The sequence below is a fragment of the Streptomyces sp. URMC 126 genome (assembly GCF_051386555.1).
GTDB lineage: Bacteria > Actinomycetota > Actinomycetes > Streptomycetales > Streptomycetaceae > Streptomyces.
In genome coordinates this window covers 1-14397 of record NZ_JBPQTX010000175.1, presented here as the reverse complement: position 1 = coordinate 14397, position 14397 = coordinate 1, and the positions used below count along the sequence as shown (strand labels likewise).

Genomic DNA, 14397 nt, shown 5'->3' with positions numbered 1-14397 from the left:
GCGCCGACGCCCGCCCCCGCGCCGGCGCCGGGCCCCTCGGCGCGCACCTCCACCCGCGGCCGGCCGCCGACCGCCCGCTCGCCGAACCGCCCGCGCAGCTCCGGCAGGACGGTGGTGAGCGAGGGGTACGTCCTGGCGTCCAGCGGCCGGCCCGTGCGGTCGGTGACCGTCACCCGGGAGGCCAAGGCCGGTCCGGTGGTCAGCGTCTGCCCGGCGGTCAGCCGGGGGTGCAGCACCGCCGGCCGCCAGTCCACCACGGCCCGTCCGCTCGTCCGCCCGCGCACCACGCCCAGCTTGGAGGGGTACGTCCAGGTGGAGACGCGCCCCTTGTAGGCGATCTCGGCGGTGACGGTGAACGGCACCTCCGCCCCCGTCGCCGCCCCCTGCCGGAATGCCACCTTCCGGACGTGCGCGTCGTCGCGGTAACCGGTCAGCGCGGCCGAGGCGGCCGGCGCGTTGTCGGTCAGGCCCGCGGCGCCCTCCACGTCGCCCCGGGACCAGGCGGCCAGGAAGTCCCGGGCCGTGCGCTCCGTCTCGGACGCCGTCGGCGGCCCCGTCACGCCCGGTGCCGCCGCCCGGTGGGTCGTCCTGCCCACCCCGTCCACCAAGGCGTACGCCGCGTAGCCGGCGCCCCCCAGCGCCGTCGCGGCCACGACCGCCACCACGGCCCTCGCTCCCGTTCTCATCGTCAGCCCCTCCCCGACCGCGGCCCGGACGGCGGCGGTCCCTTCCCGGTCCAGCACACTACGGGACGGCACTGACAACGCACCCACAGTGACAAATGTGACAGGTGTCACTCAACTTGCTTGTGGGGTAGGGGAGATGGCAGATCCGACAGGAGGGCGGTCAGATCCAGGTGTCCAGCCACATCCGGTTCCGCCAGGCGTCCATGGGGATCGGCTGCCCGGTGTAGATCGGGAAGAAGTAGATGAAGTTCCAGACGATGAGCAGGAAGAGCGCGCCCGCGCCGACCACCCCCGTCACCCGCCGGCGTTCGGACGAGCCCCGTGGACCGCTGATCGCCCCGATCATCATCGCCACCGCCAGACACAGGAACGGGACGAAGACGACGGTGTAGAAGTCGAAGATGGTCCGTTCCTGCCACTTGAACCAGGGCAGCAGACCGGCGGCCACCCCGCACAGGATCGCGCCGGCCCGCCAGTCGCGCCGGAAGAACCAGCGGAAGAGCAGATAGACGATGGCGAAGCAGGCGGCCCACCACAGCAGCGGCGTGCCCAGCGCCAGCACCTCGCGGGCGCACTTCCCCCCGGCGTCCCGGGGGCAGCCGTCGAAGCCCGCGGCGGGCGAGTCGTAGTAGTACGAGACGGGCCGGCCCTGGACCAGCCAGCTCCACGGGTTGGACTGGTAGGTGTGCGGCGAGGAGAGGTTGGTGTTGAACCGCCACACCTCCTCCTCGTAGTGCCAGAGGCTGCGCAACGGGTTGAGGACGCCGGCGAGGAAGCCGTCCGTCCCGTACCCGCCCTCGGTCTCCGCCCAGTGCCGGTGGTAGCCGCTGTGCTGCCAGCCCTGGGTCCGGCTGTAGCTGCCGCTCTTGAGGAACCAGCCCGTCCAGGTCACCAGGTAGGTCACGATCGCGACCGGCACCAGGGAGAGGAACGCCCACGGCGCGTCCCGCCGCAGCACGGCGCGCCACGGGCGGCGGGCACCGGCCAGGCGGCGCGAGCCGACGTCCCACAGCACGACGAGCACCCCGAACGCCGCCAGGTAGATCGCGCCGTTCCACTTCGTCGCCGCCGCGAGGCCGAGGAACACCCCGGCGGCGAGCCGCCACGGCCGCCACCCGAGCCGCAGGGTCCGGGCGGTCTCTTCGTGCGGCCGGACGTCCCCGGTCGCCGCGTCCTCGGGCAGCGCGGCGGCCAGCCGGGCGCGCGCCTTGTCCCGGTCGACCAGCACGCAGCCGAACGCCGCCAGCACGAAGAACATCAGCACCAGGTCGAGCAGGGAGGTGCGGCTCATCACGAAGTGCATGCCGTCCACGGCCATCAGCGCGCCCGCGACACAGCCCAGCAGCGTGGAGCGGAACAGCCGGCGGCCGATGCGGCACAGCATCAGCACGGAGAGCGTGCCGAGCAGCGCGACCATGAAGCGCCAGCCGAAGGGCGTCAGGTCGAAGAACTGCTCGCCCAGGCCGATGACCCACTTGCCGGCCGGCGGGTGGACCACGAACGACGGCACGTCGGCGATGTGGTCGTACCCGGCGATGATCCGGTCGTTGAGGTCCTTGTCCTCCGGCCACTTGGCCTCGTAGCCGTGCTTCCAGAGCGCCCAGGCGTCCTTGGCGTAGTACGTCTCGTCGAATATCACCGCCCGCGGGCTGCCGAGGTTGTGGAACCGGGCCAGCCCGGCGAGCAGGGTGACCAGCAGCGGCCCGAGCCAGCCCAGGGAGCGGGCGAGCAGCCGCGCGGGAGCGGGCCCGAGGCCGAGCGCCGTCCAGACGCCGGTGCCCGGCTCCGGGTACGGCGGGACGAGCCGCTCCCGTACGCCGCTCCGGCGCTCGGGGGCCGCGTATCCGAAGCGGCGCAGCCGGTTCTGCCACGGGGGCGGCTGTCCGGCCGCCGCGTGGCTCGGGCGGCCCTGGGTCGCGGTGTCACTGGTCACCGCGCCATCGTAGGGAACGGGCCGGTGCGGGCGCCGGGGAGCGCGCGGTCCCGGCCCGGCGCCCCGGGGGCCCCGGGGGCGCCTGCGAGGATGGGGGCGTGACTGGAACGCTCGTACTCGCAGGAACCCCCATCGGCGACGTCGCCGACGCGCCGCCCCGGCTGGCCGCCGAGCTCGCCGCCGCCGAGGTGATCGCCGCGGAGGACACCCGCCGGCTGCGCCGCCTCACCCAGGCGCTGGGGGTGCACACCACGGGCCGGGTCGTCTCCTACTTCGAGGGCAACGAGTCGTCCCGCACGCCCGAGCTGGTCGAGGCGCTGACCGGCGGGGCGCGGGTGCTGCTCGTCACGGACGCCGGGATGCCGTCGGTCTCCGACCCCGGCTACCGGCTGGTCGCCGCCGCCGTGGAGCGCGGGGTGAAGGTGACGGCCGTCCCCGGTCCGTCCGCGGTGCTGACCGCGCTGGCCGTCTCCGGTCTGCCGGTGGACCGGTTCTGCTTCGAGGGCTTCCTGCCGCGCAAGGCGGGGGAGCGGCTCGGGCGGCTGCGGGAGGTGGCGGACGAGCGCCGCACGCTTGTCTACTTCGAGGCGCCGCACCGGCTGGACGACACCCTCGCCGCGATGGCCGAGGTGTTCGGCGGCGAGCGGCGGGCCGCGGTCTGCCGCGAGCTGACCAAGACCTACGAGGAGGTCCGGCGCGGCCCGCTGGCCGAGCTGGCCGCCTGGGCCGCCGAGGGCGTCCGCGGCGAGATCACCGTCGTCGTGGAGGGCGCCCCCGAGAAGGGTCCGGGGGAGGTCGACGCCGCCGAACTGGTCCGCCGGGTCCGGGTCCGGGAGGAGGCGGGTGAGCGCCGCAAGGAGGCCATCGCCGCGGTCGCGGCCGAGGCGGGTCTGCCCAAGCGCGAGGTGTTCGACGCGGTCGTGGCGGCGAAAACGGCGGCGAAATCCGGGGACTCCGGCAAAACGCCGGAGCGGTAGCCGGGATCTTTCCGGCCGGTCTTCCCTCCTTACCTCCTCGGTGTTCCGCCGGTCCTCCCGGACGGTAACGGAAGGGTTCTCGCCGGTAGTCGGCGCGAGCGTTCTCCCCGTCCCGCCGGAGCCGGTTACCCGGAAGCGTTCCCTTCGGAACCCCGAAAGCGGCCGGATGCCGGCGCGGGCGTCCGGAACCGCTGGTACCGGCCCCGGGCGGGCCGGGAAAGGCCTGGACCACGGCCCCCTGCGGCGTCCGCCACGAAATGCCGGACGCCGCGCCCCGCCGTAAAGTAAAGGGCTGGAGCGAAAAGCAAAGGCCAGGCCTCGCTCCCGGGCTCTTCGGGCATGTAGCGGTTAAGTTTGCCCCAATTCGAGGAATGGGCTGCTGCGTCGGCGCCGGAATGGGCGTTCCCTGGATGTGGGACGTCCGATCCCGATGAACGTCCGAACGGACCGGGAATTGTCCGGAGGACAAGAGGAGCTGCCATGAGCGAGACCGCAGGGACCGCACGAGGCGTGGAGACCGGCACCGCCGTCCGTACCGCGACGCCACCGGCCGCGCCGGCCGTCCGGACCGGGGACGACACGGTGTACGAGTCGTACGCCTTCGCCTGCATGAGGTGCGCGCACAGCTGGGAACAGTCGTACGCGATAGAGCACCACGTGGACCCGGAGGGCCGGCCCTTCGTGACGTACCACACGGAGGCCGGCCGCGTGCCGTCCCCGCTCACCCGCCCCACCTGCCCCAACTGCGGGGAACACCTCGTGCGCATCATGCGCTCGGGCCAGGTCTCCCAGATCGCGGACGCCCTGCACCTGGCCTCCCGGACGACCGTGTCGCCGGCCGCCCCCACCGGGCCGTTCATGAGCGGCGGCATCCCGGTCGGCAACGAGCAGCGGCGCGCCCCCCGGGAGCCCCGCACCTGGCACCTCTCCGACCTGCTGCGCCCCTTCCACCGCAAGTAGGCGGCCCCCCGGGGGCGGCGGGAGCTCCGCCCGGCCGGGCACGGTCCGGGAGCGGTCCCTAGAATCCCGACCATGGCGGCGAAAGCATCGAACAGCGGCACGGCGGACGCCGGGCGGAAGAAGAACGACGACAAGGGCGCCCCTCCGCCCCCGCCGGTGCCGCTGAACGTGCCCGTGGCCGACTCGCACACCCATCTGGACATGCAGGGCGGGACGGTCGGGGAAGCCCTGGCCAAGGCCGCCGCCGTCGGGGTGACGACGGTGATCCAGGTGGGGTGCGACCTGGCCGGATCGCGCTGGGCCGCGGAGACGGCCGCCGCCCACGACGCCGTCTGGGCCACCGTGGCCCTGCACCCCAACGAAGCGCCCCGGATCGTCCACGGCGACCCCGACGGCTGGTCCCGCCAGGGCGCCCGGGAGCCCGGCGGCCGGGCCGCCCTCGACGCGGCCCTGGACGAGATCGACGCCCTGGCCGCCCTGGACCAGGTGCGCGGCGTCGGTGAGACGGGCCTCGACTTCTTCCGCACCGGCCCGGAGGGCGTCGCCGCCCAGGAACACTCGTTCCGCCGGCACATCGCCATCGCCAAGCGGCACGGCAAGGCTCTCGTCATCCACGACCGGGACGCGCACGACGACGTCCTGCGGGTGCTCGCCGAGGAGGGGGCGCCCGAGACGGTCGTCTTCCACTGCTTCTCCGGCGACGCGGCGATGGCCAAGGTGTGCGCCGAGGCCGGGTACTACCTCTCCTTCGCCGGGAACGTCACCTTCAAGAACGCCCAGCCGCTGCGCGACGCCCTGGCGGTCGCCCCGCTCGACCGGATCCTCGTGGAGACCGACGCGCCGTTCCTCACCCCCGCCCCGTATCGCGGACGGCCCAACGCGCCGTACCTCATTCCGGTCACTCTCCGGGCCATGGCCGCGGTCAAGGGCGTGGACGAGGACGCCCTGGCCACGGCGGTCGCGGCGAATACCGCACGCGCGTTCGGGTACTGACCCCCGGATCCCGACGACACAGGGTGACGGGCGGGCTTTGGAGAGTCACCGATGCTCCGCTACAGTCCCGGTCCCGTCAGTCCGGACCCAGTGGAGTGTCGTGAGCCATCCGCAGGGCAGCCCCCACGCCGCGCGCCGCGGTGCGGCCGAGCCGCCGCCGTACGGCGCGTACGCGCCCCACGACGGCTACGAGCCGCCCGACCCCTACGGCCCCCACGGGGGCCTGGGCGGGCACGGGCTGGGAAGCGCGCCCTCCGGCCCGGGCGGTTCGGGGGCGCACGCCGCCTACGAGGCGTACGTCCCCCGCCAGTCGGCGGCCTCCTCCGGGACGGCCACGGCGCCACCGCCCCCGACCGTGCTCACCGGCGTCGTCCACACCCCGTACGACGGTCACCCGTACGAGGGGTATGCGCCCGCCGTCCCCTCCGGAGAGGACGCGCCGGGAGGGGACGGAGCGGAGGACACCTTCCGGAGCGGCCCGTTCAGCGCCCTCGACGACGAGACCGACGGCGAGCCCCCCGACGAGCACTACGGCGAGGCGCCGCCGCCCGGCCGGGCGAGCGCCCGCCGGGCCGGGCGGCGCAAGCGGGCGGCGCGGGCCGCGCCCCGGCAGGGCGGCGACCCGCTGCGCCGGCTGCTCCCGCAGGCCCTGGTGGTCGCCTTCCTGGCCGGCGGCACCTCCGCGTTCGTCGCCGGGGACAAGTCCGTCCAGCTCAGCGTCGACGGCACGCCGCGCACCCTGCACACCTTCGCCGACGACGTCGAGGAGCTGCTGGCCGACGAGGGCATGGCCGTCGGCGAGCACGACCTCGTCGCCCCCGGCCGCCACCACGACCTGGCCTCCGGCGACCGGGTCATCGTCCGCTACGGCCGCCCGGTCACCCTCACCCTCGACGGGGAGCGCCGGCAGGTATGGACCACCGCCCGGACCGTGGACGGCGCCCTGCGCCAGCTCGGCGTCCGGGCCGAGGGCGCCTACCTGTCCGCTTCCCGCTCCGCGCCCATCGGCCGGCACGGCCTGGACCTCGACGTCCGCACCGAGCGGACCGTCACCTTCATGGCCGACGGCCGCACCCGCACCATCCGCACCAATGCCGCGACCGTCCGCGAGGCCATCGAACAGGCCGGGATCACCCTCAACGGAGAGGACACCGCCTCCGTCGACCCCGACAGCTTCCCCCGCGACGGCCAGACCGTCTCGATCATGCGCATCACGGGCGGCCGCGAGGTCCGCGAGGTGCCCATCGACTTCACCACCGAGCGCCACGACGACCCCCACCTCGCCAAGGGCACCGAGGTCGTCGCCCAGCGCGGCGAGAAGGGCGTCGAACGCATCACCTACGCGCTCCGGACCGTCAACGGCGTCCGGCAGAAGCCCCGCAAGCTCTCCTCGGAGATCGTCCGCAAGCCCCGCACCCAGATCATCAAGGTGGGCACCAAGAAGATGCCCACCACCGTGCAGGGCGCGGAGGGGCTGAACTGGCGGGGACTCGCCCAGTGCGAGGCCGGCGGGCGGCCGAACGCGGTGGACCCGTCGGGTACGTACGGGGGTCTCTACCAGTTCGACGTCGGCACCTGGCAGTCGCTCGGCGGCAGCGGACGCCCGCAGGACGCCAGCGCCGAGGAGCAGACCCTGCGGGCCAAGAAGCTGTACGTACGCCGGGGGGCGAGCCCGTGGCCCGTGTGCGGCCGTAAACTTCACGGGTGAGCTCCAGCCCCAGCACAGACGAGTCCGGCGCCCTGCTCGGCCCCGCCGACATCCGCGAACTGGCCGCCGCCCTCGGGGTGCGCCCCACCAAGCAGCGCGGTCAGAACTTCGTGATCGACGCCAACACGGTCCGGCGCATCGTCCGCACCGCCGGGGTACGCCCCGACGACGTGGTCGTCGAGGTCGGCCCCGGCCTGGGCTCGCTGACGCTCGCCCTGCTGGAGGCCGCCGACCGGGTCACCGCCGTCGAGATCGACGACGTGCTGGCCGCCGCCCTGCCGTCGACCATCGCCGCCCGGCTTCCCGGCCGCGCCGACCGCTTCGCACTCGTGCACAGCGACGCCCTGCACGTCCGCGAACTGCCCGGCCCGCCGCCCACCGCGCTGGTCGCCAACCTCCCCTACAACGTGGCCGTGCCCGTGCTGCTGCACATGCTGGAGCGGTTCCCCAGCATCGAGCGCACCCTCGTCATGGTCCAGGCCGAGGTCGCCGACCGGCTCGCCGCGCCGCCCGGCTCCAAGGTGTACGGCGTCCCGTCGGTCAAGGCCGCCTGGTACGCCGAGGTCAAGCGGGCCGGCGCCATCGGCCGCAACGTCTTCTGGCCCGCCCCGAACGTCGACTCCGGCCTCGTCTCCCTCGTCCGCCGCGCCGAGCCCATCGCCACCACGGCGACCAGGGAAGAGGTCTTCGCGGTCGTCGACGCGGCCTTCGCCCAGCGCCGCAAGACGCTGCGCGCCGCCCTCGCCGGCTGGGCGGGCTCCGCCGCCGCGGCGGAGGCGGCGCTGGTCGCGGCGGGGATCTCGCCGCAGGCGCGCGGCGAGTCGCTGACGGTCGACGAGTTCGTGGCCATCGCCGAGCACAAGGCGGGCTGAGCGGGGCCGGGCCGAGCGCCCTTACCCCGGGGCGGCGGGCCGTGCGGGCGGGGCCCGCCCCGGCCGCCTCGCCGTAGGCTCCGCGTCGGCCTCCGAGTGCCGCGCCCCCGCCGCCCTACGATCCGCCCGACCGCCGATACCGACCCGAGGAGCCGTCCTCCGTGACCGCGCAGTCCGTCACCGTCCGCGTCCCCGCCAAGGTCAACGTCCAGCTGGCCGTCGCCGGCCCGCGCGCCGACGGCTTCCACAACCTCGCCAACGTCTTCCTGGCCGTCTCCCTCTACGACCGCGTCACCGCCACCCCGGCCGACGAGCTGCGGATCACCTGCTCCGGCCCCGACGCCGGCCAAGTGCCCCTGGACACCTCCAACCTCGCCGCCCGCGCGGCCCTCGCCCTCGCCGCGCGGTACGGCCGCGAGGCGCGCGTACATCTCCACATCGACAAGGACATCCCCGTCGCCGGCGGCATGGCCGGCGGCAGCGCGGACGGCGCCGGGGCGCTCCTCGCCTGCGACGCGCTGTGGGGGACGGGCGCCTCGCGTGACGAACTCCTGGACATCTGCGCCGAGTTGGGCAGCGACGTGCCGTTCTCCCTGATCGGCGGCGCGGCGCTCGGGGTCGGTCGCGGCGAGCGGCTGACGCCGCTGGAGACCGGCGGGACCTTCCACTGGGTCTTCGCGGTCGCCGACGGCGGGCTGTCCACGCCGGCCGTGTATGCGGAGTGCGACCGGTTGCGGGCGTCGGCGGGGACGGATCCCGGGCCCGAGCAGCCTGCGGCTTCCGCCGCGCTGCTCGACGCTCTGCGGTCCGGGGACGCGGCGGCTCTTGCCGGGGCCGTATCCAACGACCTTCAGGCTGCGGCGATTTCCCTGAGGCCGTCGCTGGCGGACACGCTGTCCGCCGGTTCGGCGGCCGGTGCGCTCGCGGCGATGGTTTCCGGGTCGGGGCCGACGACCGCCTTCTTGGCGAAGAGCGCGGAGGAGGCCGCTCAGGTGGCTACTGCTTTGCAGTCATCGGGGACGTGCCGGTCCGTTCGCGTGGCGTCGGGTCCGGTGGCCGGAGCCACCGTGGTGGATTGAGCCCCAGCCCCGCCCTTTCACCGTTTCTTGCGGGAGGGCCCGCACCCCCGTGAAAGCGCCTGCGGCGCTTGTCCTCAATCGCCGGAAGGGCTGAAAGTGCCCGCTCAGGCACCATCCAGCCCGTCCGGCGTTTGAGGACGAGCGGCGAAGCCGCGACAAGCGGGGTCTGGGGCGCAGCCCCAGGAATCGGCGAAGGGGTGGGACTGGGGAAAACCCCACCCCTACCCACCCGCTGCTCCCATGGGCCGCGCCGCCGCAACTCCCTAGCGTTGCGGGAATGACAGGAAAGCTCGCCCTGCGCTCCCTCCGCCACAGAACCGGCGGCTTCCTCGCCACCTTCCTCGCCCTCTTCATCGGCGCCACGATCGTGATGGCGTGCGGCGGCCTGATGGAGACGGGCATCCGCAACAACGTCCCGCCTCAGCGCCTGGCCGGGGCGCAGATCCTGGTCACGGGTGACCGGATCCACCACCAGCCGGGCAAGAAGAAGCAGCTGGTGCTCTCGGAGCGCGTGGAGCTCCCGGCCGGGCTGGTGGACGAGGTCAGGGCGGTGCCGGGGGTGCGGACGGCCGTCGGGGAGCGGACGTTCGACGCCGCGCTGCCCGACGGGGGCGGTACGGCGCGGGGGCACGCGTGGGAGTCCGCGGCCCTCACCCCGTACGCCCTCGCCGAAGGCGCCGCGCCCCGGCGCGGCGAGGTGGTGCTCGACGCGGCCCTCGCGCGGCGCGCGCGGGTCGGGGCGGGCGGCCGGGTCCGCGTCGTGGCGCACGGCGGTGCGGCCGAGTACCGGGTGAGCGGCGTCGCCCGGCCCGCCGCGGGCCGGGAGGTGCCGCAGCGGACGCTGTTCTTCTCCGGGCCGGACGCCGAGCGGCTGTCCGCCCACCCGGGCACGGTCGCCGACATCGCGGTCGTCACCCGGCCCGGCGCGGACGCCGGCGCGGTCCGCGCGGGGATCGCCAAGGCGCTCGCCGGGCGGCCGGTCTCCCTGCTGACCGGCGACGACCGGGGCGCGGTCGAGCACCCCGAGGTGGTCGAGGGCGGTGAGGGCCTGGTGGCGATCTCCGGGGTCTTCGGCGGGCTGGGCGTCCTCGTGGCGGTGTTCGTCGTGGCCGGAACCGTCGGGCTCTCCGCCCAGCAGCGGTTCCGCGAGCTCGCCCTGCTGCGGGCGGTGGGCGCCACCACGGGCCAGATCCGCCGGATGCTCCTCGGCGAGACGCTGGCGGTCGCCGTACTGGCGGGCGCGGCCGCCTGGCCGGCCGGGCCGGCGCTCGGCCGGTGGCTGTTCGGGCGGATGACGGACACCGGCATGGTCGCGGAGACGGTCGAGTTCGCGCAGGGCTGGATCCCCGCCCTGCCCGCGTACGGCGCGCTGCTGCTGACGTCCGTGCTCGGCACCGTCGTCGGCACCCTGCGGGCCGTCCGGACGAAGCCCGTCGAGGCGCTGGGCGAGGCGACCGCGCGGCAGCGCTGGTTCCATCCGGTGCGGCTGGGCCTGGCGCTGCTGTTCCTGGCCGGCGCGACCGCCCTCGCGCTGGTGACGGCCCTGGTGCTGCGCGGCCCGGTGGCGGCGAGCACGGCCGGCCCGACGGTGATGTGCTGTGTCATCGGTCTGGCGCTGCTCGGCCCGTGGTTCGCGAAGATCGTGAGCGTGCTGCTGCACTGGCCCGTGCGCCTGCTGACCGGCGCGGCCGGCCGGCTGGCGGCGCTCAACTGCCGGGCGAGCGCGATCCGTACGGCCGCCGTCGCGACCCCGGTGATGCTGGCGAGCGCCATCACCATCGGCATGCTCTACCTCCAGACCAGCGTGGCCGCCGCGACCGACCGGGAGTTCACCGGGAACCTGCGGGCCGACGCCGTACTGAGTTCGGCGGCCGGCGGCGTCGACCCGTCGCTGGTGACCGCCGTGCGCCGGCTCCCCGGCGTCGCCGCCGCGAGCGCGACCGTCACCGGCACCGCGTACACCGTGCGTCCGCACGACGGCGACGAGAACAAGCGCGGCACCACCCTCCAGGGCGTGGACGCCGAGGGCGCCGGGCAGGTCCTCGCGATCCGGCCGACAGCCGGCCGGCTGACCGACCTCACGGGGAACGCCATCGCGCTCCCCGAGGCCGCGGCCCGCCGTATGCACCGCGGAATCGGCGACACCATCGGGCTGAAGATGGGCGACGGCGCCTCGGTGGACGTCAGGATCGTGGCCCTCTTCCCCGCCCGCGAGGGTTTCGAGACGGCCCTCACCAGTGCCACGCTGCTCGCCCGGCACACCACCGCCGGACTGCCCGCGCAGATCCTCGTCAAGGCCGCGCCCGGCGTCACCGCCGAGCGGCTCACGGACGAACTGGGCTGGCTGGCCGCACGGCATCCGGGGGTGAAGGTCAGCGACCGGGAGACGGTGACCGCCCAGCGGGAGGAGAACACCCGCACCCAGATGTGGGCCAACTACCTGATCGTCGGCATGCTCGTGGCCTACACCACCCTCGCCGTCGTCAACTCGACGGTCGTCGCGGTCGGCGACCGCCGCCGCGAGTTCGCCCTCCAGCGGCTCACGGGAGCCACCAAGGGCCAGATCATGCGCATGATGGCGGTCGAGAGCGGGTTCGTCGCCGCGGTCGGCCTGATCCTCGGCACCCTCGCGGCGGCCACCACGCTCGTCCCGTTCAACCTGGCCGTCTCGGACGGCTTCCTGCCCTCCGGGCCCCTCTCGATCTACCTCGCGGTCGTGGCCGCCGCGGTCACCGTGACGCTCGTCTCCACGCTGGTTCCCACCTGGGCCGCGCTGCGGGCCCGGCCGGTGGAGGCGGCGAAGGTGTGAGCCAGGACGCCGCGGCCGGGCTCCGCGGCGGGCGTGGGATCCTGAAGGGAGGACCACAGGCCTCCTGAAGGGGAGACCGAGGAGCGAGGAGCGGAATGGCAGCCAACCTGGTCAATCTGGAAGCCGTCGACAAGGTGTACGGCACCCGTGCGCTGCTCGACGGCGTCTCCCTCGGCGTCAACGAGGGCGACCGGATCGGCGTGGTCGGCCGCAACGGCGACGGCAAGACCACCCTGATCCGCATCCTCGCCAAGCTGGAGGACGCCGACAAGGGCCGCGTCACCCACGCGGGCCACGTACGCCTCGGCGTCCTCACCCAGCACGACTCCCTCGACCCCGAGGCCACCGTCCGGCACGAGGTCATCGGCGACCTCGCCGACCACGAGTGGGCGGGCAACGCCAAGATCCGCGACGTGCTCACCGGCCTCTTCGGCGGCCTCGACCTGCCCGGTTTCCCGCACGGCTTGGACACCGTCATCGGCCCGCTCTCGGGCGGCGAGCGGCGCCGCATCGCGCTCGCCAAGCTGCTGATCGCCGACCAGGACCTCATCGTCCTCGACGAGCCCACCAACCACCTGGACGTCGAGGGCATCTCCTGGCTCGCGAGCCACCTGCGGGCGCGCCGCTCGGCGCTCGTCTGCGTCACCCACGACCGCTGGTTCCTCGACCAGGTCTGCACCCGCATGTGGGACGTCCAGCGCGGCACCGTCCACGAGTACGAGGGCGGCTACAGCGACTACGTCTTCGCCCGCGCCGAACGGGAGCGGATCGCCGCGACCGAGGAGGCCAAGCGGCAGAACCTGATGCGCAAGGAGCTCGCCTGGCTGCGCCGCGGCGCCCCGGCCCGCACCAGCAAGCCGCGCTTCCGCATCGAGGCCGCCAACGAGCTGATCGCGGACGTCCCGCCGCCGCGCGACAACGCCGAGCTGATGAAGTTCGCGAGCTCCCGGCTGGGCAAGACGGTCTTCGACCTGGAGAACGTGACCGTCCAGGCCGGCCCCAAGGTCCTCATCGAGCACCTGACCTGGCAGCTCGGCCCCGGCGACCGGGTCGGCCTGGTCGGCGTCAACGGCGCCGGCAAGACCTCCCTGCTGCGCACCCTCGCCGAGGCGGCCCGCACGCAGGGCGAGAAGCAGCCCGCGGCCGGCAAGGTCGTGGTCGGCAAGACCGTCAAGCTCGCCTACCTCTCCCAGGAGGTCGCCGAACTGAACCCCGCTCTGCGGGTGCTGGAGGCCGTCCAGCAGGTACGCGACCGCGTCGACCTCGGCAAGGGCCGGGAGATGACCGCGGGCCAGCTGTGCGAGAAGTTCGGCTTCACCAAGGAGAAGCAGTGGACGCCCGTCGGCGACCTCTCCGGCGGTGAGCGCCGCCGGCTCCAGCTGCTGCGGCTGCTGATGGACGAGCCCAACGTCCTCTTCCTCGACGAGCCCACCAACGACCTCGACATCGAGACCCTGACCCAGCTGGAGGACCTGCTCGACGGCTGGCCCGGCTCGATGGTCGTCATCAGCCACGACCGGTACTTCGTCGAGCGCACCACCGACCGGGTGTTCGCCCTGCTCGGCGACCGCTTCCTGCGGATGCTGCCGCGCGGCCTGGACGAGTACCTGGAGCGGCGGCAGGCGGTCCTCGACGCCGCGGCGCCCGCCGCCCCCGCCGCCGCCTCGGCCCCGGCGAAGCAGAAGAGCGCGGGCGACGCGCGCGCCGCCAAGAAGGAGCTCCAGAGGATCGAGCGCCGGCTCGACAAGGTGAGCGAGCTGGAGGCGAAGCTGCACGCGCGCATCGCCGAACAGGCCACCGATTTCGAGGCGGTGGCCAAGCTCGACGCCGAGCTGCGCGAACTCGCGGCCGAGCGCGAGGAACTGGAGACGCGCTGGCTGGAGTCGGCCGAGGACGTGTGACCGGTCCGGGCGCGCGGCCGGGTGTCCGGCCGCGCGTACGACGGGGCGTGACGGGGGGAGTGACGGGCGCGTGAGAGGTCCCGCGCGCCCGGTGCCGGCCGGCGAGGGACTCCGGGCGCCCCTCCATCGAAGCCACAACGGTCTCGTCACAGCCCGGTATCGGTGGCCCCGCACCTCCGGCGGCCCTCCCTGCGCCGTCGGAGCGGAGTGATACAAAGAACCCCCGCTCGCCTGCCGCTCACTGGCGGGAACCGCACCCGATGCGCTCCTTCCCGATGGCCGCCCGCCACCGGGATCGCGGGGGAGGCCGGTCGGGCCGCGGCTTCCCGCGCGTAAAGAGGAAAGCCGATGTCACAGCCGCCCAAGCCGCCTCAGCCACCGCAGGGGGTGCCCCCGGAGCAGCCGGCCGGAGGCTTCGGCGCGCCCCAGGAGCCGACCGCACCCGGTGCGGCGCCCCAGAACCCCACAAACCCCAACCC

10 protein-coding genes are annotated in these 14397 nt (G+C 74.3%); 8 read left to right on the top strand and 2 right to left on the bottom strand.

The features are described 5' to 3' along the window. A partial coding sequence (locus ACSNOK_RS20870) for an NTF2-like N-terminal transpeptidase domain-containing protein (RefSeq protein WP_436782253.1) occupies positions 1–686 on the bottom strand: 686 nt, incomplete at its 3' end. 160 nt (positions 687–846) lie between these two features. Beyond that, on the bottom strand, positions 847–2619 hold the full coding sequence (locus ACSNOK_RS20865) for a dolichyl-phosphate-mannose--protein mannosyltransferase (protein ID WP_436782252.1): 1773 nt from the start codon (positions 2617–2619) through the stop codon (positions 847–849). Positions 2620–2717: 98 nt separating this feature from the next. Here ACSNOK_RS20865 and rsmI point away from each other — a divergent pair, with 98 nt between their 5' ends. The 8 genes from rsmI to ACSNOK_RS20825 all read left to right on the top strand — a co-directional run bounded on the left by rsmI (position 2718) and on the right by ACSNOK_RS20825 (position 13918). After that, positions 2718–3596, top strand: coding sequence for a 16S rRNA (cytidine(1402)-2'-O)-methyltransferase (gene rsmI / locus ACSNOK_RS20860; protein ID WP_436782251.1), 879 nt, complete (start codon positions 2718–2720; stop codon positions 3594–3596). A 480-nt stretch (positions 3597–4076) separates the two neighbouring features. Then, positions 4077–4556, top strand: a complete 480-nt coding sequence (locus ACSNOK_RS20855; RefSeq protein WP_436782250.1) for a hypothetical protein — start codon at positions 4077–4079, stop codon at positions 4554–4556. Positions 4557–4628: 72 nt separating this feature from the next. Further along, a complete protein-coding gene (locus ACSNOK_RS20850) occupies positions 4629–5549 on the top strand; it encodes a TatD family hydrolase (RefSeq protein WP_436782249.1) in 921 nt (306 codons plus the stop codon). Between the two features lie 100 nt (positions 5550–5649). Next, the gene (locus ACSNOK_RS20845) at positions 5650–7257 is read left to right on the top strand and encodes a ubiquitin-like domain-containing protein (RefSeq protein WP_436782248.1); all 1608 of its coding nucleotides are present in this window, start codon (positions 5650–5652) and stop codon (positions 7255–7257) included. Beyond that, complete coding sequence (gene rsmA / locus ACSNOK_RS20840) at positions 7254–8129, top strand: 16S rRNA (adenine(1518)-N(6)/adenine(1519)-N(6))-dimethyltransferase RsmA (RefSeq protein WP_436782247.1); 876 nt, start codon at positions 7254–7256, stop codon at positions 8127–8129. The genes ACSNOK_RS20845 and rsmA overlap by 4 nt, the downstream gene beginning before the upstream one ends. 161 nt (positions 8130–8290) lie before the next feature. Continuing rightward, positions 8291–9208, top strand: a complete 918-nt coding sequence (locus ACSNOK_RS20835; RefSeq protein WP_436782246.1) for a 4-(cytidine 5'-diphospho)-2-C-methyl-D-erythritol kinase — start codon at positions 8291–8293, stop codon at positions 9206–9208. Between the two features lie 277 nt (positions 9209–9485). Continuing rightward, positions 9486–12017, top strand: coding sequence for an ABC transporter permease (locus tag ACSNOK_RS20830; protein ID WP_436782245.1), 2532 nt, complete (start codon positions 9486–9488; stop codon positions 12015–12017). Between the two features lie 95 nt (positions 12018–12112). After that, a complete protein-coding gene (locus ACSNOK_RS20825; RefSeq protein ID WP_436782244.1) occupies positions 12113–13918 on the top strand; it encodes an ABC-F family ATP-binding cassette domain-containing protein in 1806 nt (601 codons plus the stop codon). Positions 13919–14397 lie beyond the last annotated feature (479 nt).

What these genes read in the sequence shown, in the direction of transcription:
- ACSNOK_RS20830 (WP_436782245.1), top strand. Translation starts at nt 9,486, where the DNA reads ATGACAGGAAAGCTCGCCCTGCGCTCCCTCCGCCACAGAACCGGCGGC.
- ACSNOK_RS20850 (WP_436782249.1), top strand. Translation starts at nt 4,629, where the DNA reads ATGGCGGCGAAAGCATCGAACAGCGGCACGGCGGACGCCGGGCGGAAG.
- ACSNOK_RS20855 (WP_436782250.1), top strand. Translation starts at nt 4,077, where the DNA reads ATGAGCGAGACCGCAGGGACCGCACGAGGCGTGGAGACCGGCACCGCC.
- ACSNOK_RS20825 (WP_436782244.1), top strand. Translation starts at nt 12,113, where the DNA reads ATGGCAGCCAACCTGGTCAATCTGGAAGCCGTCGACAAGGTGTACGGC.